General features: G+C 55.4%; 19 protein-coding genes and 1 pseudogene. 4 read left to right on the top strand and 16 right to left on the bottom strand.

Features of this window, described 5'->3' with window-relative positions; translation table 11 throughout:
* The first annotated feature begins 321 nt into the window (after positions 1 to 321).
* Entirely contained in the window at positions 322 to 1260 is a 939-nt protein-coding gene (locus FPZ45_RS11960) for a ketopantoate reductase family protein (protein ID WP_144701665.1), read from the top strand.
* Here FPZ45_RS11960 and FPZ45_RS11965 read toward each other — a convergent pair.
* From FPZ45_RS11965 to FPZ45_RS11990, 6 genes are all read right to left on the bottom strand, one after another.
* Positions 1196 to 2902: a glycerol-3-phosphate dehydrogenase/oxidase gene (locus tag FPZ45_RS11965; RefSeq protein ID WP_144701668.1), complete on the bottom strand. Its 1707-nt coding sequence runs from the start codon at positions 2900 to 2902 to the stop codon at positions 1196 to 1198. The two genes, FPZ45_RS11960 and FPZ45_RS11965, sit on opposite strands and share 65 nt — an antisense overlap.
* A gap of 132 nt (positions 2903 to 3034) precedes the next feature.
* Positions 3035 to 4525 carry a glycerol kinase GlpK gene (glpK, locus tag FPZ45_RS11970; RefSeq protein WP_144701671.1) on the bottom strand — a complete coding sequence of 497 codons (1491 nt, stop codon included), beginning with the start codon at positions 4523 to 4525 and terminating at the stop codon, positions 3035 to 3037.
* A gap of 32 nt (positions 4526 to 4557) precedes the next feature.
* The gene (locus FPZ45_RS11975) at positions 4558 to 5106 is read right to left on the bottom strand and encodes a glycerol-3-phosphate responsive antiterminator (RefSeq protein ID WP_246120426.1); all 549 of its coding nucleotides are present in this window, start codon (positions 5104 to 5106) and stop codon (positions 4558 to 4560) included.
* Between the two features lie 221 nt (positions 5107 to 5327).
* Entirely contained in the window at positions 5328 to 6779 is a 1452-nt protein-coding gene (locus FPZ45_RS11980) for a DUF4179 domain-containing protein (protein ID WP_144701674.1), read from the bottom strand.
* Complete coding sequence (locus FPZ45_RS11985) at positions 6766 to 7299, bottom strand: sigma-70 family RNA polymerase sigma factor (RefSeq protein ID WP_144701677.1); 534 nt, start codon at positions 7297 to 7299, stop codon at positions 6766 to 6768. The genes FPZ45_RS11980 and FPZ45_RS11985 overlap by 14 nt, the downstream gene beginning before the upstream one ends.
* A gap of 110 nt (positions 7300 to 7409) precedes the next feature.
* Positions 7410 to 9704, bottom strand: a complete 2295-nt coding sequence (locus FPZ45_RS11990; RefSeq protein ID WP_144701680.1) for an alpha/beta hydrolase — start codon at positions 9702 to 9704, stop codon at positions 7410 to 7412.
* 99 nt (positions 9705 to 9803) lie between these two features.
* On the opposite strand from FPZ45_RS11990, the gene FPZ45_RS11995 reads away from it, so the two are divergent.
* Both FPZ45_RS11995 and FPZ45_RS12000 read left to right on the top strand, forming a co-directional pair.
* Positions 9804 to 10346 (top strand): hypothetical protein, encoded by a 543-nt coding sequence (locus tag FPZ45_RS11995; RefSeq protein ID WP_144701682.1) that lies wholly within the window; start codon positions 9804 to 9806, stop codon positions 10344 to 10346.
* Positions 10347 to 10388: 42 nt separating this feature from the next.
* Entirely contained in the window at positions 10389 to 10646 is a 258-nt protein-coding gene (locus FPZ45_RS12000; protein WP_144701685.1) for a hypothetical protein, read from the top strand.
* Between the two features lie 68 nt (positions 10647 to 10714).
* On the opposite strand, the gene FPZ45_RS12005 is transcribed toward FPZ45_RS12000, so the two are convergent.
* Positions 10715 to 11878, bottom strand: a complete 1164-nt coding sequence (locus tag FPZ45_RS12005) for a DUF3900 domain-containing protein (protein ID WP_144701688.1) — start codon at positions 11876 to 11878, stop codon at positions 10715 to 10717.
* Between the two features lie 149 nt (positions 11879 to 12027).
* Here FPZ45_RS12005 and FPZ45_RS12010 point away from each other — a divergent pair, with 149 nt between their 5' ends.
* On the top strand, positions 12028 to 12171 hold the full coding sequence (locus FPZ45_RS12010; RefSeq protein ID WP_144701691.1) for a DUF4023 family protein: 144 nt from the start codon (positions 12028 to 12030) through the stop codon (positions 12169 to 12171).
* Positions 12172 to 12217: 46 nt separating this feature from the next.
* Here FPZ45_RS12010 and FPZ45_RS26020 read toward each other — a convergent pair whose 3' ends face one another.
* The 9 genes and pseudogenes from FPZ45_RS26020 to FPZ45_RS12045 all read right to left on the bottom strand — a co-directional run bounded on the left by FPZ45_RS26020 (position 12218) and on the right by FPZ45_RS12045 (position 19746).
* Positions 12218 to 12577 carry a DUF4362 domain-containing protein gene (locus FPZ45_RS26020; protein WP_425457002.1) on the bottom strand — a complete coding sequence of 120 codons (360 nt, stop codon included), beginning with the start codon at positions 12575 to 12577 and terminating at the stop codon, positions 12218 to 12220.
* A 45-nt stretch (positions 12578 to 12622) separates the two neighbouring features.
* Positions 12623 to 13069, bottom strand: a pseudogene (locus tag FPZ45_RS26100) (hypothetical protein); the annotation flags it as partial.
* A 298-nt stretch (positions 13070 to 13367) separates the two neighbouring features.
* A complete protein-coding gene (locus tag FPZ45_RS12020) occupies positions 13368 to 13718 on the bottom strand; it encodes a DUF3243 domain-containing protein (protein ID WP_144701697.1) in 351 nt (116 codons plus the stop codon).
* 79 nt (positions 13719 to 13797) lie between these two features.
* Positions 13798 to 14316 carry a peptide deformylase gene (def, locus tag FPZ45_RS12025; RefSeq protein ID WP_144701701.1) on the bottom strand — a complete coding sequence of 173 codons (519 nt, stop codon included), beginning with the start codon at positions 14314 to 14316 and terminating at the stop codon, positions 13798 to 13800.
* A gap of 58 nt (positions 14317 to 14374) precedes the next feature.
* Entirely contained in the window at positions 14375 to 15406 is a 1032-nt protein-coding gene (locus FPZ45_RS25940) for an ATP-dependent DNA helicase (RefSeq protein WP_342780052.1), read from the bottom strand.
* Positions 15333 to 16316 (bottom strand): PD-(D/E)XK nuclease family protein, encoded by a 984-nt coding sequence (locus FPZ45_RS25945; RefSeq protein ID WP_342780045.1) that lies wholly within the window; start codon positions 16314 to 16316, stop codon positions 15333 to 15335. The genes FPZ45_RS25940 and FPZ45_RS25945 overlap by 74 nt, the downstream gene beginning before the upstream one ends.
* Positions 16317 to 16409: 93 nt before the next feature.
* On the bottom strand, positions 16410 to 17711 hold the full coding sequence (locus FPZ45_RS12035; protein WP_144701704.1) for a 6-phospho-beta-glucosidase: 1302 nt from the start codon (positions 17709 to 17711) through the stop codon (positions 16410 to 16412).
* Positions 17712 to 17749: 38 nt separating this feature from the next.
* Entirely contained in the window at positions 17750 to 18724 is a 975-nt protein-coding gene (locus FPZ45_RS12040) for an N-acetylglucosamine kinase (protein WP_144701707.1), read from the bottom strand.
* Positions 18725 to 18753: 29 nt separating this feature from the next.
* Positions 18754 to 19746 (bottom strand): LacI family DNA-binding transcriptional regulator, encoded by a 993-nt coding sequence (locus FPZ45_RS12045; protein WP_144701710.1) that lies wholly within the window; start codon positions 19744 to 19746, stop codon positions 18754 to 18756.
* Between the last annotated feature and the right edge of the window lie 28 nt (positions 19747 to 19774).

Genomic DNA, 19774 nt, shown 5'->3' on the forward strand with positions numbered 1-19774 from the left:
GAGTCATGTTGATATTCCTCCGATGAATGTTGTCTCGACAACCTCATTCTAAGAGAGAACTTTCAACATGGCTTTATTTAATGTTTACCAACAGCCATTTTACACAATTATATGGACTCTACTGCCACCGCGGCGAGTTGTACGATTCTTTCGAGTATCTCTGCCACTTTTCTCGCCACCGCAGCGAGTTGCACGATTTTTTCGAGAAATCTCCTTAAGGCCTCCAAGCTGATTCCCCCACAAGACTTGCCCGAGCATCCTCGATACGGATATGATAGGAATATTTCCGATTCTCGCAAATCTATAAGGAGTTGAACGAATATGAAAATTCTCGTGGTAGGAGCGGGTGCCGTTGGCGGATATGCCGCGGCACGTTTGCTCGAAGCCGGACTCGACGTCACGTTGCTCGTACGGGAAGGCCGCAAACGTCAAATCGCCGCCAATGGCCTCGTCGTGCTTAGCCCTAGCGGCGATTATGTCGGTCATCCCCCGTTGCTGGTCGCTGGTGAAACCGGAGGTCCGTTCGATCTTGCCGTCATTGCGTCCAAAGCCTACGGGCTGCCCCTGTTGCTCGATCAACTCAAGCCGTACTTACATTCCCGTACGGCGATTCTTCCGTTACTGAACGGTATGAAACACATGGAACAGATCGCCGAAGCGCTGCCTGGACAACCGCTGCTCGGAGGCGTCGCGCGCATCGAAGCGACGCTTGAGGAAGATGGCTCGATCCGCCATCTGACTGCGATGCACCGATATACGTACGGACGTTATCGCGCAAACCTGACGGACACCGAATACGAAATCGTCCACCAAACCTTGTCCGGCGTATCGCTATTCTCGGAGAGGGCCGATATCGAACAAGACCTCTGGGAGAAATACGCCTTCATTTCCGTCATGTCGGGACTAACGACGTTATTCCAAGCGACGGTTGGCGAGATTCGCGATAGCGAGCCGGGATTGGAGACGTTCCGCCGCGCTTTCGAAGAAACCGAACGCGTCGTTCGGGCGGCCGGAGGCAGATTATCCGAAGGTTATACCAACAAGCAGATGGCGATCGTCGAGGGCATGTCTTCGGCCAGCACAACTTCCATGCTAAGGGATATGACGCAAGGTCTGCCCACCGAGTCCGAACATATCCACGGGTACCTGATCGAGTTGGCACGGCGCCATGGCTGTCCGGTCTCCTTGTTCGAAGTTATTCGCCAGCGTCTGGCGATCTACGAGACGCGTCGTTCCGCTCTTGCAGATCGGCCGGTATAACGGCATCCCGAAGCGCATTGTCGAGCTCTGCCGCGTATTCGGCGGCGAGCTCGGGGCTCCAGCCGAGCAAATCCTTCATTAGCGCGGCGACCCCTTCCTTCCGCATCCGGACCGTCTCGATATCGAAAAACATCGCGCCGGTCCGGCGCACGAAGAAATCGATCGGCTTCGCGGCCATCTCTTCCTCCACGCCATACCTCACCCGCATGTATAGATCTATAGGCAAGCCGTATCGATGCGATTCCGCTATCGCCTCCTCCGCATAGCGGAACACTCGCTCCGCGTTGGAGCCGTAGAAACGCGCCAGCTTCAAGCTGATCTCCGGCGCTAGCCCCGACGCTTCTCCCCGCTTCGCCGCATTGGCGGCGTAATCGTCTAACCGCTGCGAACCGCCCACGTCGCCGCCGGATATCGCAATCTCTTTCGTGCGACAAGCCGTTGCCCGCACGCGCCCGCCCAACCTCCGAACCACCAGATCCACCGTATCCTCAGCCATCTTGCGGTACCCGGTCAACTTTCCGCCCGCGATCGTGATCAGACCGGACTCCGACTCCCAGATCTCGTCCTTCCGGGAAATCTCGGACGGATTTTGCCCTTCCTCGTAGATGAGCGGCCGCACGCCTGCCCAGCTCGACTCAATATCCTTTTCCGTAATACGGGTGTCGGGAAACATGAAGTTAATCGCATCGATGACGTACTTCCGGTCCTCTTCCGTCATCGTCGGATGCGCCTTGTCTCCGTCGTAGAACGTATCCGTCGTCCCTACGTACGTCTTCCCGTCGCGCGGAATGGCGAATACCATCCGTTTATCTTCCGTATCGAAATAGACCGCTTGCCGCAATGGAAACCGGCTCTGGTCGATGACCAGGTGAATTCCTTTGGACAGACGCAGCTTCTTGCCGCGATTGGAATGATCCATTTCCCGCAGCGTATCGACCCACGGTCCCGTCGCGTTTACGACTGCCTTGGCCTGCACTTCCCCGGTCTCTCCCGTCAGCAGGTCCGTCACCGTCGCTCCGCAGATGCGCCCGTCAGCATACGACAACTTCTCTGCCTTCGCGTAGTTCACTGCCAGCGCTCCGAGCTCAACCGCCCGTTTCATGACTTCAATCGTCAGCCTTGCATCGTCCGTACGATATTCCACGTAATAGCCGCCTCCAAGCAGCCCGCTTCTCTTCAGCAACGGCTCTTTATGCAACGCCTCGTCCGCTGTGAGCATCATCCGTCTTTCGTTCCGCTTGACGCCGGCCAGGTAATCGTAGACCCGCAATCCGATCGAGGTCGAGAACGAGCCGAACGTCCCGCCTTTGTATATCGGCAGCAGCATCCATTCCGGCGTCGTCACGTGCGGACCGTTCTCGTAGACGATCGCCCGCTCCTTGCCGACTTCCGCCACCATTTTCACTTCGAACTGCTTCAGATACCGCAAGCCGCCGTGCACTAGCTTCGTCGAACGGCTCGACGTCCCCGCCGCGAAATCCTGCATCTCCACGAGCGCCACCTTCAAACCTCGGCTAGCCGCATCAAGCGCGATTCCCGCTCCCGTAATGCCTCCTCCGATAATGAGCAGATCAACCTCTTCCTTCCTCATGTCGGCGAGGAACGTCGATCTATTTTTTCCGGAGAAATCCCCTGTCTCCATCCCGAATCCCTCTTCTCTCGAAAATAAAAAGAGACCGCAAACACATTATGCGCAAATACACATAACGCGAAGCGGTCTCTCAACGTCTCTGACCTCATGATTTACTTGTGATTACTGTATCATATTATGCATTTATTTGAAAACCATCGCGGCTCTTATCGCTTTCCCCCAGCCCTCGTACAAGCGATCCGCTTCGGCGGCCGGCATCGTAGGGGCAAACGAGCGATCCATGCTCCATTGCCGCGCGATTTCCTCCTCGCTTTCCCAGAAACCGACGGCAAGCCCCGCCAAATAAGCCGCGCCGAGCGCGGTCGTCTCGTTCACGACGGGTCGCTCCACCGGAACGCCGAGCATATCGCTCTGGAATTGGATCAGGAAGTCGTTCTTAACTGCCCCTCCGTCCACCCGCAACTTGGACAGATGAATGCCCGAATCCGTCTCCATCGCCTTCAGCACATCCTTCGTCTGATAAGCGAGCGATTCGAGCGTCGCGCGAACGAAATGTTCCTTCGTCGTGCCTCGGGTGAGTCCGAATACGGCGCCGCGCACGTCGCTATCCCAGTAAGGAGTGCCTAAGCCAACGAAAGCCGGGACAACGTACACGCCGTCCGCCGAATCGACCCGAGCCGCATACCGTTCGCTATCCTTTGCATCGGCGAACATCCGCAGTCCGTCGCGCAGCCACTGTATGGCCGACCCCGCAACGAAAATACTGCCCTCCAGCGCATAAGTGATCTTGCCGTTCAGCCCCCACGCGATCGTCGTCAGCAGTCCGTGATCGGACGACACCGCCTTTTCGCCTGTATTCATCAGCATGAAGCATCCGGTTCCGTACGTGTTTTTCGCCATCCCTTGGCCGAAGCACGCCTGACCGAATAATGCCGCCTGCTGATCTCCGGCGATGCCCGCGATCGGAATCTCGTATCCGAAGAAATGATGCGCGTCCGTCAATCCGTATACTTCCGACGATGGCCGCACTTCCGGCAGCATCTGCTCGGGCACCGTCAGCAGCTCCAGCAGTTCGGGATCCCAGCGCAGCTCGTGAATGTTGTACATCAATGTACGGGACGCGTTCGTATAATCGGTGACATGAATCTTGCGCCCGGAAAGCCGCCAGATCAGCCACGTGTCGATCGTGCCGAACAGCAGCTTCCCTTGCTCCGCCTTTTCCCTGGCTCCTTCCACGCGATCGAGAATCCATTTGACTTTGGTCCCGGAGAAGTACGCGTCGATCAGCAGTCCCGTTTTGCTTCTGAACTTATCGTTATAACCAGCTTGCTTCAGTTCTTCGCAGATATCCACCGTCTGCCGGGACTGCCACACGATCGCGTTGTACACGGGAACTCCCGTCTCCTTGTCCCATACGACCGCCGTCTCGCGTTGGTTCGTAATGCCGATCCCAGCGACCTGCTCCGGCTTCACCCCGGTCTCGGAGAGCACCGTCGCGATCACCGCCAGCACGCTGCCCCAGATCTCGTTCGCATTGTGCTCGACCCAACCCGGCTGCGGAAAATATTGCTTGAACTCCTGCTGCGCCTTGCCCACGATCTGTCCCTCATGATCGAACAGGATCGCCCGCGAGCTCGTTGTACCTTGATCCAAAGACAAAATGTATCGCTCCACCGATAAACCTCCCGTATCAGAAAATAGGTCGCTTACTTCCACATGTTCGCGTTGCTCGTCGATACCGCGATCGCTCCCGCCGCGAACAACGGCGGCAAGTCCTCCGGACCGTCGATAAAACCGCCTAGAATAATGTCGATGCCGGTCTCCCGCTGAATAATCCCGATCTTCGGGTGAGAGTAGCTCGGCAGAATCTCGATAAAATCAGGTTGGACGTGGGACGCGGAATGGATGATCGTCTTGACCGAATGGGAATCGATCAGAAACCCTCTCTGCACAGCCTTCAGACCGTATTTCTTTGCATGGATGAGACTCGAGGTTCGGGTGCTGATCACGCCATCGATCTTGACGGCCTTAGCCAGAAAATGAATCGAAGCCTCGTCTTCCTTAATGCCACGAACCATGTCAAGGTGAAGGAATATTTTCTTGCCCGCCCGCTTGGCGCTGGATACGATTCCTTGCAATTGTATGAGCTCCCCTTCGAGCAGAAAAATAACCTCTTGCGAAGAAGCGAGCGCTTGCTCGAATTCTTTCATATTGCGGACAGCCGGTATGACCGAATGCATGTTCAACAAGCCCATCTGTTCTCACCTTTCTCGGCCGCGCCGGTTTCCGGATTCGGTTTATGCCGCTAGGACGCAAAAAACAGCTGCCGAATCGGACACGGACTCGGGGAGTTCGCACCTGCCTGGCAGCTGTTCTCATCGTTCTCACAGCGATGTGATTTACTTGTATGCTCACATTATAGCCGATCCCGCGAAATTTTGGAATCTTCGTCTTCCCCGCAGTCCCGAGTCGCCTGCTATTTAATCCGAATTTTGTATGGCTCGCGAATGTAGCTCGGATACGAGTAGACGCTCAAGGTAAGCGGCTGCTTGTAGTCAACGTCCTCCAGATAAAAATAACTTTCATATTCACCGGGACCACCCATGCCCGTCGCCCCCGATATCGTTCCTCCTGGGATAGACACCATTTCGTATTTTTTGCCGGAAGCATCCTTGTATTCGGAAGCGAAGATCCCGCCGTAGAACATATTGTCTAACTCTTTATTTACCGTAAGGGAAAACGTCAACTTATTGAATTTCCCGTAAGGACCTACGGCCGTTAACTGTAAACGGGAGTCCGGCGCGTGGATGATTTGCCCCCGTTCGGTATCGACTACGACCTCAAGCTTATCTTTATCTAAGGCTCGGAACCAACCTCCTTCAATATAGAGCTCTTTAGGCTCGTGAAAATAGCTGCTCTCGAAGCCGATTGTCGCGCCGTCCTCGATCTCTCCCATGCTCCAGAACGATTTCCACTCCGCTCCGGTTTCGTCGGTCATTCGAATATCTCCCGCGCCGAAGATCCTTTTCGTGTTGCGAGGGTCCCCTATAACTGTCAACGTCACTTGCAAAGGGTGGACGGTCGCTTTGGTGAACGTAATGAGCTGATCTTCGACCTCGATCGTCTTATCGATCTCGTACTCCCGCTTCATCCCTTCGAACTTCGAATGGTCGACCGGGACCGCGATTTCGTATTGATGCTCGTTCAGCAGATCCGGAACGATGACCGAAGGAGGTTCGACGAACGGATTCGGCGCATTCTTCACCGCGTTAGGATTCTCCGGATCGCCGTTCTGAAGCGTCGTCTTCACGACAACGACATCCGGTATCCGTTTGCCCTCCGGCATCTGAATGTCGATCGTCCCCCTGCTCTTTCCTTTGAACGGCTTCTCTTGCTCGACGCCCGTCTCGCCGGAGCTGATCATGGCGCCGAGCGATTCTCCGTTCCGATCGGTTATCTCCCACTTGTCCAACTTGGCGAATACGCGGTCAGACCTACTATCGATGGAATAGAATATGACCGCCCGGTTGTTGTCTGCCATCAGCCCTTCGATTGTTAGTGACACGCCCTCGTAATCCTCGGATATTCCAAGCGGTTGCACGAGATCGTTATCTAGCGCCCATCCTAATGACCGGTCTTCCGAGCTGCGAATATAGTTCACGAAGGTTTCCAGACCGGGGATCTCGCGCAGCAAAGAGGCGAACGCCGGCGATAGGCGAATCGAGAACACGCAGGCGGCGAGCAGAATAAGAGCCGCACTCCCCGTCCACAACCGCCGTCTTGCCCGTTTGCGTCCCCTGCGCCGTTCCGCTTGTCCGAGCTCGATCCCTTTTCGGATGAACTCGTCCAGATTCGGGGGAACCTGAATTCCCGAGGGTTCATCTCCGCCGGAATAAAGGGCGCTTTCCAAAGAATCATGTTTCGACATATCCGTTGCCCCCTTCCCGTCCGATTTGTTGCCTCAATTGCGCGAGCGCTTTGTGCAGCCATGTTTTAATTGTCCCTTCAGGCTTCTCTAGCAGGCGAGCGATTTCGGTCAATGTCATGTCCTGATAATATTTCAGGATAATGACATGCCGATACCGCGGCTCCAGCTTCCCGATCGCTTCCTCCAGCTCTAGCTTGTCATCCGTATCACCTTGCGGCTCCGGAGCGCGCTCCGATAGGTTCCAAGGAAAGAAGGCTCTGCGTCTGCGTTTTTGTTCGTCGATGCAGCAATGAATCAAGATGCGGATATACCATGTAAGAAAATATTTCGGCTCCTTCAATTGGCGAAGCTTGCCGTAAGCCCGGCAAGTCGTCTCCTGAATGGCTTCGAGCGCGTCCGCTTCGTTACGCAAATACGAGTAAGCAATTCTATAAAGACGTTCCTTCTCGGCGTTGATCAGCAGGTAAAAGGCTTCATCGTCGCCTTGACTCGCTGCTCGCGCCAGTTGTTCCGTATCCATGAAGCCCCTCCTTTACCCATTAGACTGCGTCCGAGGGTAAACGGTTTTTTCTTTTTTTACGGCATAGCAAAAGAGACCCCTGTTACAGGGTCTCGCTTCCCAGATACGCCTCACCCCGCGGTCAACCCCACGTTGCCCAGCATGACCTTGCCCGGGCCTTCGTTGAAATGGAACGTAATCCGCGTCCATTCTGCCGGATCAAAGTCGGGGTTGGCATCGGTAAAGTCTTTAAGCGGAAGCTCGTAGGTCTGAAACACCGGCTCCTCGGTATCCTTGAACTTCCCCTCGGACACGACGGCCTCCAGCCGCGGAAGCCAGGTGAACTCGGTCGCGACTTGCGGCTCCGCCTGCATGAACTCGTCGAGCGGAAGCCTTGCCGAATGGCCCGAAAGGTCTTCCAGCTCGATGTCGATCGACAACGGCGATTCCACGGCTTTCTGCAGCGCTTCGATCTCGTCCGGATCCTCGAATGCCTCCGTATTTGCTTCAAGCTCCCGTCCCATATTCGCAAGAGAAAACATCAGAATCTCATCGTTGTCCAGTCCACCGACGAGCGACGGAACGAGCTGAAGCGAAAACGAAGCCTCGTCTCTCCACTCTAGCACTGCGCCTTTGCCCTCTTTGCTTTCTCCTTGCCGATTCAATGCTTCCGCTTGGCGCCACTCGGTCAGATTGGTCGCCTCGGCCGCGACTCCGGGAGAAGGAGAGGTGCGGTCCTCCCCTTCGAAATCGACCAACGGCCGGAAATCCCCATCCTCGTACTGGTTGAAATAACGCGTCTCGGGAAGGTACTCGCTCCCTGCCCGATAATCCCGAAACAACGCGTCATATTGTTTCGATTGATGGAATACCGCTTCCGCGAACGCGGACACGTAGATATTGGCGATCTGGCGCTGGTCTTCCGCCTCTAGCATTTTTTTCGGACGAATAAACAATCCCGCGGGAAGTGCGTTGTCCGATCGCCCCCAGGACGTATTAAACTGGCTATGGTTGGCATCCTCGATATACAAGGACGCCTTGAATGCATCGGTGTGGCCCGAGAACGAGACCCGACCATACTGACGATCGCCGTAAAAGTTGACCAAATCCGCATCCTTTGCGCCTTGCAGCGTTAAATACGATATATCCCGCAGTTCGGGTTTGCCGCCATCTACCTCCGTATCCGTCGGAGCCAAGGCGATCACGGCTTTGACTCTGTAGGTGCCGTTCTTAGGCAGATCCGCGTCCTCCGAGAACCATCGTTCCGCATCCGCGGCCATCGCGGCCGCCTGGCCGCCGCGTGAGTGCCCGAGAAGACCGATTCGCTCCAGATCAAGACGATTGTAGAACGGTGAATCTTCTTGCTCGTTATACGACTCCAGCAGTTGGATATGCTTCAGCAGCATCCACGCGCGCAGCTTCATATCTTGATCCGGAATGCCCGACCAGGTCGAGTAATTCAGGAAATTCTCGTCGACCGAGATCGCCGCGATCCCTCTGCTTGCCAACAATTCCCCCAAGTAGCCGTAACCGTCGTCCGAGAAATTTTCCATCAGATGATTGCCGTGAACCATCAGCACGACCGGAAACGGGCCGTCGCCATCCGGCATCCACGCTCTTCCGTTCAGAGGTAGCGCCGTTTCGTCGAAGCCCCAGAACTGCTTCCTTAACCACGGCCAGTCCTTGATATAGGCCGAAGCATCGACGGACGAAGATCGCATATCCGCTTGCTCTCCGAAGTCGGCGCGATGCTTATCCTTCCCGCTGCCGTACGTCAAGTAACGGTAAGAGTAGCTTCCCTGTTGGGACGGATCGGACGGAATTACGGACAGCGCCCGGACTTCGCCGTCGCCTTTGGCAACTTCCCGGTCGCCGTCCGCCGCACGATCTTCCGACGCAGGTTGCGAAACACCGACAATCGATACGATCGTTACGAGCGCGGCGAGTGCCGCCACGCCGATCGCGAGCAACCTGCGGCGCACGCTCAGCACCGCTATCGCGCCGACTGCAAGGCCGATCGCCAAAGTCACAAGCGTGCATGCCGCAGAGAAAACGAGCGAAGCCTTCCACCCGAGGTCGGAATACATAAGGACGCAATAAACGATGACCCCCGTATAGAGGAAACCGCCTATCGTAAACCGCGGAACCCTAGCTCCCGCGAGTGCAAGCAGAACCGCGACCGTCCAAGACGAGATCGCCATTCCCGCCGTGCTCAGCAAGAAACCCGCGACTACGTCGAACGTAGTTCCGAACCCAGTCGGCATGCCAAGGGCGGCAAGAGCGGCAGCGGTGCCACTGAGCATCCACAGCAAGACGATTCCGTATCGCCATATCCCAGAGTCACGTTCGCGCAATCCAGCCAGCCTTCGTCTTAGCCCGTTCGCTATTCTATTTTTTCTTTTCGCTTCACTGTATTCAAGGTTCATAGATTCTCCCTCGATAGATGATGAAGATAATTTTGTTGTCAGCTTCTATTAATTATAAACCTATCACGGACGGTTCACGAACTCCAATGATTTGAAATCGTGCCCAAGGGACCGTTACAGGGCACATGGATGGGGTTCGTCGGACTACAGACGCATGTACTCCCATTTGCACGATTTAACTCGGTTTCGGCGGGTGTAACGGTCTGCGGGATCGTTACAGCGCACGCGGATGGGGTTTCGGCGGGTGTAAGGGTCTGTGGGACCGTTACAGAGCACGTGGACGGGGTTTCGGCGGGTGTAAGGGTCTGCGGGACCGTTGCAGCGCACTTGGATGGGGTTTCGGCGGGTGTAACGGTCTGCGAGACCGTTGCAGCCCACGTGGATGGGCTTTCGGCGGTTGTAACGGTCTGGGGGACCGTTACAGCGTACGTGGACGGGGGTTCGGTGGTTGTAACAGTCTGCGGGATCTTTACAGCACACGCGGACGGGGGTTCGGCGGTTGTAACGGTCTGCGGGACCGTTACAGCGCTCGCGGACGGGGGTTCGGTGGTTGTTAGGGTCTGGGAGACCGTTACAGCGCACGTGGACGGGGTGTCGGCGGTTGTAACGGTCTGCGGGACCGTTACTGCGCTCGTGGATTGAGTTTCGGCGGTTATAACGGTCTGCGGGATCTTTACAGCGCACGTGGATGGGGTTTCGGCGGGTGTAACGGTCTGCGGGATCGTTACAGCACACGCGGACGGGGGTTCGGCGGTTGTAACGGTCTGCGGGATCGTTACAGCACACGCGGACGGGGGTTTGGCGGATGTAACGGTCTGCGGGATCGTTACAGCGCACGCGGACGGGAGTTTGGCGGGTATATCGGTCTGCGGGATCGTTACAGTATACGCGGACGGGGGTTCGGCGGTTGTAACGGTCTGCCGGACCGTTACAGCGCCATGACGCGAAGAAGGGCCGCCCCTTGAGCGGCAAGTCTCGCGACTTGCACCAGGAACAGCCCTCATCATGCATCAATCCAACGGTGGCGCCTCGCCGCTCGCGCGCCTGCGCACGCCGTTGCCGACGCGCTGCAGTACTTCTTGCATCTCCTCCGGATGGAGCAGTTCGATCGGCGATACCCCTTTCTCGAATTGAAAGGAGTCCCCTTCGATCAGAACGACGTAACGTCCGTTCATTCTGGCAATGTGGATGTTGTTACCGTAATCGTCCATATGCCCTTTGATCAGAATGTCGTCCAGCTTAAACTTCAACTCGAGGTCCGGCTGCAGCTCCACGATTTGTTTCGTCGCTTCCATGACGTGATCATGGGCCCATTTTTCCTGAAGCTCGCGTTTCTCCCCCGCCGCCCATACGTCAAACTGCTGCTTCTCTTGGCGCATGGCCGCGACTTCTTCCGTCACCGGCGCCGAAGGCGCATCCTCGCCTTCTTCCGCAACGTCGTAGTACGGAATATCGGCCGCCTGCCACTTCGTCTCCATATACTGATGAACCAGACCCATCACTTGATCGGCGACGATCTCCGGCTTCGATTTCTCATAGCTGACGTACTTCAAGAAATCCTCGAAATAACGCGCATGGGATGCCTGGTGAATCTTCAGCTCCCACTCCTCGATCATACCTTCCTCCGGCATATGCGGATATTGGATGGACTTGATGTTCTTCGCGTTGATCGCCATCTCCACCTGCGTAATCAGGCTTCGCTCATCGGACACCCGCGCGATCTTCGACTCGAAGTCGCATTTGAACAGGAACAGGAAGGGATCGTCGAACAGGTCGTTCAGCTTGGCCGTCGCGAGCACGAACGCGCCGCCTCTCACCGAAATCGTATCCATATACAGGCGAAGGACATCGTCGCTGCAATGGTGAAATTCCGTTTTGTCCGTCGCGGTTCTGAGCCGTTGGAATAGGTTGTAGTTAGGGTTGCTCGTCAGATCGTACCCCGGCTCCACGATGAATCGTCCGATCTTGGTCGGCACGTTCTCCGATACGGCGTTGACTTCCGCTTTCCTTTTCGCAATGCGTTTGAATTCCCCGTCGAGGAACGCTTTAAGCTCGCTGTCCTGGTATTCTTCGTGGGTGAGCGTCTGATAATGCTTATATTTCTTAGGGCCGTTCGGATCGGACCCTTCGTTCTGAATGACGAAAAAAGATAAATACTGAACGGCGAATTTCATGTCGGACTCCTGTCGTTGAGATGAATTCGATAACTTTACAAAAATCTTATCAGGTTCCTGTCTTCTTCGGCAAGCTGCGAATTGTTAGAAATCACACTTTAGGGGAAAGTATATAAGCATATTCGAATTTAGGAGGGACATTCTTTCGTATGGACGATACGCATGAGTTCGTAGCCAAGCTGCACGATACCCAGAACAAAGACGAGCGCAACCGCAAGCGACAGCGCCATGGCAACTCCAGCGAGAATCCAGGCAAGAAGCTGCCGGGCAAGCAGCATAGCACCAACAAATAAACAAACAAGCCCTTTGCGCTCCAAGGGGCTTGTTTGTTTGCGCTACTTACTGCGGTCTCGCAGAAAAATAAAATGCCGGCCCTTCCCGATCGCATTTGGACAACGTGAATACCTGATCGTCCTCCTCCAGGTTTTTGCAGAACGCATTCGACCTCGTCGGCGTCCCGAAGCCGTCCATCGTATTGTCGAACGCAAATTGGATGACCTCCCCGTCGAAGAGCAAGTCTTGAAAGATCGGGTCTCCTTCGATCGTGTACGTCGTCAGATGCGCCTCCCCCCGATTGCCTTGCCGCACCTGATCAACAAATTGAGTCCATTTCTGCAGATTGGAGAGTTCGCCGTGCAAGTTTACGATATCCCCGTTGCTTATCGCCTGCTCGGGACCGTAACGGATTGAGCGAATCAATTGGCGCAGCCGGTCCGCATACTCTTCCGATATCGTATAGCCCGTCCCGGTGTCTTCCACGTATGTATATAATCCCTTGCGGCCCGGGCTCTGACCAAGCCAGAGGTGGAAGCCCGTCTCTCCGTCCTTACTCGAGAACGTCAGATCGTACTCCGGCATGGCGACATCCAATACCCCTTCTATTTTCTCTGCGGACCTGAAAGCTTCTTCGAACAAGGCCAGATCCTCTTCGCTCACGAAAGTGCCGAGGACTGCCGGATAGACGCTTCCGAACCTTTGGGAACGGCTCACCTTCACCTCTTGCAGATCAAGCCGCTTCCAATCCACAAGAGCGAATGCCTTCTTCCGCACCAGGGAAGGATCTTCGTTGGACTGAGTGCTTACTTTAGGGCCAGTACCGGACTCAGCAGGGGCGCACCCCGCAAGAACGAACATGACCGCAAACGCCAGCAAACCGATTGTTTTCATCAACCGAACGCACCTCCTATCCATTTGACGAACGATGCGTTCGGATTGTTTCGAGAAACTTATGAACAACGATGTTTAACATCGCTATGCGAGCTACCCATTGGTTTTGCTGCCGCATTAACGATGCTTTGCATCGTTAATCGCCGAAACCTCGTTTCCAAGCCGCAATATTGTCGCTAATTACGATGTTTTGTATCGCTGTTTCATCGCCCATCAGACAGAGTTGGACCAACAACGATGATTTGTATCGTTATTACACATAGAGATTGACTCGTTGTTATAAGAAAAACCCGCTCCTCGGATCGAGCGGGTTTCTTCCCTTCTAATGGGTTTGCTTTTCCTGCGCCAGACGTACAAGCATATGCGCCAGCATATGCCGCTCGTCCTCCGTTCCGATCTTCCACAACTCCTGCAGCAGAAGCTCTTCGCTATTGCGCGGCTCTTCGTGGCCAGCCAAATAATCGGCGACCTTCTGAGCAATAATCGCCATCTGTTCCTCGCTCAGTCCGATGTTCTCGGCCATGCGAATTCTCCTGTGTAGATAGCCCTTGAATTCGTCGAAATTCCTCAGTATTCGCTCGCGTTCCGCCGGTTCAATCCTCGCGATCGCGTCCCCGACCTTGTCCGGATCGATATCTCCATCTTTATCCACGACATGGTTGTGTTCGGCCATCCGAACCCCTCCTAGCGCTGTTTGATCAAGCTTTATCATTGTTCCCTTTCATGGCTTGATCGAACCTCGCACTTCGGAATTACAACCCTTGATTCGTCAGTCTGACGACTTCGAACAGGCTGATCTTACGCTTCGACTCGTCGTCGTACAGGAATGGCTCCTTCACATGGTCCACGAACAGGACGCCGTTCAGATGATCGATCTCATGCTGGATACAGCGGGCAAGAAATCCTTCGCCCTCTATTTCGACCCTCTCCCCTTGCCGGTTCATCGTCGAAATCTTGACGTAGTTGGCCCTTGTCACGTACCCATGAAAGCCGGGATAAGACAGGCAGGCTTCCGCTCCTTCCTGTTCTCCGCTCATCTCGAGGATCTCCGGGTTGATCAGCTCGATCAGGCCGTCGCCGCAATCCATGACGACCACCCTTCTGAGAATGCCGACCTGCGGCGCGGCCAATCCCGCACGGCCTTCCGACGCGTAGAGCGTCTCCGCCATGTCGTCGAGCAATTTGATCATTTTCGGCGTGAGTTCTTCTACCGGCTTGGCTTTCTTGCGCAAAATAGATTCCCCGAAAGGAACGATATTCAATACGGACACTGTGATGGATGCCCCTTTCATAAACAATTAAGCAACACCTAATATAACATGCGAGTTTTTATTCGCGCCACTCTTCCGGAAGGAGTCGGGCGTACTTTAGTTGCGTATACCGGTCGTCGACGAGCATAAGCGATCCGCAGTCATGTTCCGAGCGAATGAGCCGACCTCCCGCTTGCAGCACTTTGTTGATGCCGGGATACACGTATGCGTAATCGAAGCCGACCCGACCTGACTCGCCGAAATGATTTTTAATTAGATTACGTTCCAGTCCGATCTGCGGCATACCCACTCCTATCACCGCCACTCCGCCGAGCCTGTTCCCGACCAAATCGACACCTTCCGAGAAAATCCCGCCCATGACCGCAAAGCCCGCCAAAGTCCCTTCGTTACCCGCATCGAAGGCCGCGAGAAAACCTTCTCTTTCCTCCTCCGTCATATCCGGTGTCTGAAGCAAGGTTTTTATCGACTCACCCGTTGTCGCGACGACACCCTGATAGATATCGTTCATATACTCGTACGACGGGAAGAAAATCAAATAATTGCCCGGTCTCTTCCGAATGAACGACAACAACTCGCCAATAAGCCTCTCTTTCGTTCGTTCCCGATCCGTATACCTCGTCGAGAGGGGAACGATCGTCACATCCCATTGCTCCTTCCGGAACGGGGAACCGAGCTTGATGGAATAATCCTCTTCCTCCGAACCCAGCATATCCATAAAATAGTTCAGCGGTGACAATGTCGCCGAGAAAAACACATGTGAGCGGTAGGCTTTGCCTATTTGCTTTAACAGGTGCGAGGGGTCCAGACAGAACATTTTCAGCCGAACCTCGTTCCGCTCAACTTCGACATACGTCACGTACCGCTCGTCATATAACTTCCCGATTCTCAGAAATCCGGCGACGGCGAAGTACGCCTCCAATAAGTTCGCGCTTTCCGCGCCCTTACCGTTCCCGGCAAGTTCCTTCTCCGCGAGCGTCGCGAGCGCCTCGGCCAGCTCCAACAGCTCTGAAGGAGCGTCATGCATGATGATCGGTTGCCCGCCGGACTTTTTCCTGAGCTCGATAAACCACTTGTTGATCGCTTTGGCCACAGCGTGCAAGGACGGGGATCCACCCTTGAATTCCCGTTCCAGCTCCAGAAAGTTCCTCTTCTCCAGAGAGGCCGAGTACATTTCCCGCGCGCGGTCGACCAAATTGTGCGCTTCGTCGATCAACAGCGCGGTTTCGTTCCGCCGCGGTCCGGGTCGTCGTTCTCGCCGTCAGATAGAATAGTTGCCCGAGTTTTCCCTGCCCGATCGCCTTAATCGCGGGAAACAGCGTCGAGATCGTCTTGCCGATCCCCGTCGGAGCCATCGCGAAAAGCTTCCGGCCTTCATCGATCGCCTTATAGACGGAAGCGGCAAGCTTGCGCTGCCCCTCGCGGTAGGCCGGAAACGGAAAACCTAAGCCCGCTATACTGTCGTCCCTCTCTTTCCGATTGCGAAGCATCATCCGGGCGTAGGGCGCGTACGCCTCGACGACACCCTCCGCATACCGCCTCAATTCATCGAACTCCGCTTCCTGCTCAAACCGTTTCTCTTCTTCCGTATCTTTCTGCACGTAAGTCAGGCGAACGCGCAATCGGCGGACTCCGCTCTCCAATGCGTACATATACGCATACAGATTAGCCTGTGCCCAATGGACGGGCGAGGAATCGGTTTCCGTCATCGCCCCGATCTCCCGTGCCGTCGACTTGATCTCGTCGATCGTGATCCCGCCGCCTTCGTCCGTCAGCAAGCCGTCGCACCGTCCGTCTATGGCAAACAGAAGATCCCCGCATGGAATCTCCGCGCTTAAATAGACTTCCTTCCGATCCTGTTCTCCGTATCGCCGCTGTATTCTCTGATGGGCTTTCGTGCCTTCCGCGAGCGAGCTGGTCGCTCGAAACCCGGCGTCGAGACTGCCGCTGCAATACACATGCTCGACGAGTCCCCTGACGGAAAGAGATACCAAGTCGGGCATCGCGCACTCTCCTCGACAGAACGTTTGTTCTGTTATTGTATAATAATGCGCGACGGAATTAAAAAGGACCCGTTATCGGGTCCCCTGTTGCTCTCATTTAAAAAACGCTGGCAAATACGGTTTGTTTTTCTCCAGCATCTCGTCCAGCATCGCTTTGGCCACCTTCACGGAAGGGACGAGCGGATGGCTGGCCATCGCTTGCAGTGCGATTTGCCTATCACCGGTAATGGCCGCTTGGATCGTCAATCTCTCGTACGTTTTGACAGCGGCGATCAAACCCTTGGCCTGTTCTGGCACCTTCGTAACCGGCAGCGGCAACGGCCCTTGGCCCGTGACGACGCAGTTCACTTCGATGGATGCATCCTCCGGCAGAAAATCGAGCGTCCTGCCGTTGGCGACGTTTAACGTCTGAATGTCGCGCTTATCGTTGTGCAGCGATACCATTAAGTTGACGGCTGCCTCGGAGTAATAAGCTCCTCCGCGCTGCTCCAGCTGCTTCGGCTTCTCTTGCAGATTCGGATCTTTGTACAGCTCGAACAACTCGTCCTCGACCCGTTTCACGACCTCGGCGCGGGTCCCTCCGGCCTTGAGGGAAGCCAGTTGCTCCTCCAGCATGGCATCGGTCAAATAGAAATATTTCAAATAATAGGACGGCAATCCGCCTAGGCCACGCAAAAATTCCAGATCCCATTCCGTCGCGGGAACGTTCTTGCCGGAATACTCCTCGCGCTTATCGAGAAGCTCCGTCAGCTTCTCTTCCCCGTTCACCTCGATCCGCGTGACCCAGTGCAGATGGTTTAGCCCGACGAATTCGGTGTACAGACGCTCCGGAGTCGTCTCGTACTTCTTGCTAAGCCATTTATGCAAACCGATCGGCGCGTTGCACAATCCGATGCTCTTTACTTTCGAATGGCGAGTGATCGCTTCGGTCACCATCCCGGCCGGGTTCGTGAAGTTCAGCAACCATGCGTTCGGAGCCAGTTCCTCGATGTCCTTACAGATGTCGAGCAGCACGGGAATCGTGCGCAGCGCCTTCATCATGCCTCCCGGACCCGTCGTTTCCTGCCCGATGACGCCGTACTTGTTCGGAATGTGCTCATCCCATTTCCGCGCTTCAAGCAGGCCCACGCGCATCTGCGTGGAGACGAAGTCCGCGCCTGCGATCGCTTGGCGGCGATCGAGCGTCAGATGCAGGTCGATCGGAAGGCCGGACTTTTCCACCATTCGCTTCGCCAGTGCCCCGACGATCTCGAGCTTATGCTTGCCCTCTTCGATATCGACGAGCCATAGCTCCCGGATCGGCAACTTGTCGTAGTTTTGGATAAAGCCTTCCACGATCTCCGGCGTGTAAGAGGAACCTCCGCCGATAACGGCGATTTTCAATCCTTTGGCCATCTCTTCTCCATCTCCCTGTTGTTAGATTAGCTTCTCTTCTATGCTAAACTGAATTCCGAAACGGAACGCAGACGCTCGTAGATTCGCTCCGGAAGCGGAATTCCCGTCGATTCCACCGCCAGCCACACCGCGCCGATGACCGGCTCGACTTCAAGCTTGACGAGCTTGGCCCCGGGAGCGACCGATTCGACGGTTTCCCGGATATAACGATGAACGAAGTCCCCTTCTCCCCGAGTGAGGATGCTCCCCGCCATAACGACGTCGAAGGCCTCGCCCGTCATGCGGAGCCGCTCGATGATCGCCTTCGCGGTCAAACCAAGCTCTTCGCCCTGCCGTCGCAAAATCTCTTGCGCCGTTTCGTCGCCCGAATTCGCTGCTTGGAACAGCAGCTTCGCGATGCGGATTGGCGGAGATTTGCCCTCGTCCAGATAATCGTCGAACATCGCTTGTACGCTGTCGAATCCCAGATCGTCCAGCAGCAGCTGCGTAAGCTGCGTCGGCCGCTCGCGGCCGTCCCAAGCGCGGACGACGGCACGGAAAACCTCCACGCAGAGCGAGCCGCCGCCTCCGAAATCTCCGAATAAATAAGTAAATCCGCCGCATTGATAGAATTGTCCTTCAGCATTGACTCCCGCGCCGTTCACTCCCGTGCCGCAGATCAAGACGACGCCGTACGGCCGATCCGTTCCCGCCCGCATCGCGATCATCGTATCGCAATTAATTTCGTGACGCGGAAAACCGAGCTCGGCGATCATCGGCCGCAAAATCTCGTAATCGATCTCCCTGTCGGCGCCGGCCAAACCAAAGTACGCGAACTCAATGTCGTTTTGCGTCAAGCCCGCTTGTCCCAAAGCCATCACGACCGATTCGCGAATGTTGTCTTTCGCGATTTCGTACCCGGTCTGATGATTGCCGTTGCCGCTTTGCCCTTTGCCAACGATGTTTCCTTGCTCATCGATAATTAGCGTATAGGTCTTGCTCCCGCCGCCGTCGACGCCTAAATAATATTTCACGGTCCCCACTCCCGCCTTTGGCTGCTTTTTTATATGATTCGCGCCGTGGATTCCCTAATAATCAGTTCCGGCTCGATCTGGATTGTAACCTTGCGTCTGGAGGAATCGCTCATCGCCTCAAGCAGCAGATCGACGCCCGCCGCCCCGATCTTGTCCGCCGGTTGTCGTACCGTCGTCAGCATCGGACGAAATTCCGAAGCGAATTTCTGATCGTCGAAGCCGACGATCGACATTGCCTCCGGGATGCGGATTCCCCGATTCAAGCAGGCGTCGATGACGCCCAGAGCGATGTAATCGTCCGAAGCGAACAACGCGGACGGCAACTCGCCCGAATCGATCCAGCGCATGGCGATGTCATACCCCGACGATATTTCGAACGTTCCCCGTTCGATGCGGTACGGCTTCAACCCGGCCTCCTCCATCGCGACCAGGAAACCCCGTTCCCGTTCGCGGCTGCTGAGGAACGGATCGGGTCCGGCGATATGCGCGATCCGCGTATGGCCGAGTTCGATCAAATGTTTCGTCGCCTCGTAGCCGCCTTTGAAGTTGTCCACGATAATCGAAGAAACGGAAGCATTTTGCTTCGAATTGTCGATCATGATAAACGGAATCTTCTTCCGCTTCAGTTCCATAATATATTCGTCTTCGTCCGTCGGAGACAACAGTATCACGCCGTCCACCCGGTCTTCCTGGAACAAGGAGCGATGAAACGCCTCTTTGTCGTTTCCCGTGATCGACAGTGCCAGGAAATAACCGTGGCCGGCCAATCTGTCGTTAATTTCCTTCACGACAGCGTCGAAGAAAGAATCGTGCAAGGTCGACAAGGTGAGTCCGATAATCCCCGTCTTGCCACGGGCCAGGCTGCGGGCGGAGGCGTTCGGCTGATAGTTAAGCTCCTTCATCGCCTGCAGTACCTTTTCCCTGTTCTTCTGGCGTACCGAGCTTGCATTGTTAAGCACTCTCGACACCGTGACCACGGATAACCCCGACTTTTTGGCGACATCAAAGATACTGACCTTCATCGTCATACGCTCCTGTGCAAAAAAATGA

The organism is Cohnella terricola, assembly GCF_007786475.1.
GTDB lineage: Bacteria > Bacillota > Bacilli > Paenibacillales > Paenibacillaceae > Cohnella > Cohnella terricola.

Coding starts and splice junctions, on each gene's coding strand:
- FPZ45_RS11960 (WP_144701665.1), top strand. CDS start 322: ATGAAAATTCTCGTGGTAGGAGCGGGTGCCGTTGGCGGATATGCCGCG.
- FPZ45_RS11965 (WP_144701668.1), bottom strand. CDS start 2,902: ATGGAGACAGGGGATTTCTCCGGAAAAAATAGATCGACGTTCCTCGCC.
- FPZ45_RS11975 (WP_246120426.1), bottom strand. CDS start 5,106: ATGGGCTTGTTGAACATGCATTCGGTCATACCGGCTGTCCGCAATATG.
- FPZ45_RS11980 (WP_144701674.1), bottom strand. CDS start 6,779: ATGTCGAAACATGATTCTTTGGAAAGCGCCCTTTATTCCGGCGGAGAT.
- FPZ45_RS11985 (WP_144701677.1), bottom strand. CDS start 7,299: ATGGATACGGAACAACTGGCGCGAGCAGCGAGTCAAGGCGACGATGAA.
- FPZ45_RS11990 (WP_144701680.1), bottom strand. CDS start 9,704: ATGAACCTTGAATACAGTGAAGCGAAAAGAAAAAATAGAATAGCGAAC.
- FPZ45_RS12005 (WP_144701688.1), bottom strand. CDS start 11,878: ATGAAATTCGCCGTTCAGTATTTATCTTTTTTCGTCATTCAGAACGAA.
- FPZ45_RS12010 (WP_144701691.1), top strand. CDS start 12,028: ATGGACGATACGCATGAGTTCGTAGCCAAGCTGCACGATACCCAGAAC.
- FPZ45_RS12020 (WP_144701697.1), bottom strand. CDS start 13,718: ATGGCCGAACACAACCATGTCGTGGATAAAGATGGAGATATCGATCCG.
- FPZ45_RS25945 (WP_342780045.1), bottom strand. CDS start 16,316: ATGCCCGACTTGGTATCTCTTTCCGTCAGGGGACTCGTCGAGCATGTG.
- FPZ45_RS12035 (WP_144701704.1), bottom strand. CDS start 17,711: ATGGCCAAAGGATTGAAAATCGCCGTTATCGGCGGAGGTTCCTCTTAC.
- FPZ45_RS12045 (WP_144701710.1), bottom strand. CDS start 19,746: ATGAAGGTCAGTATCTTTGATGTCGCCAAAAAGTCGGGGTTATCCGTG.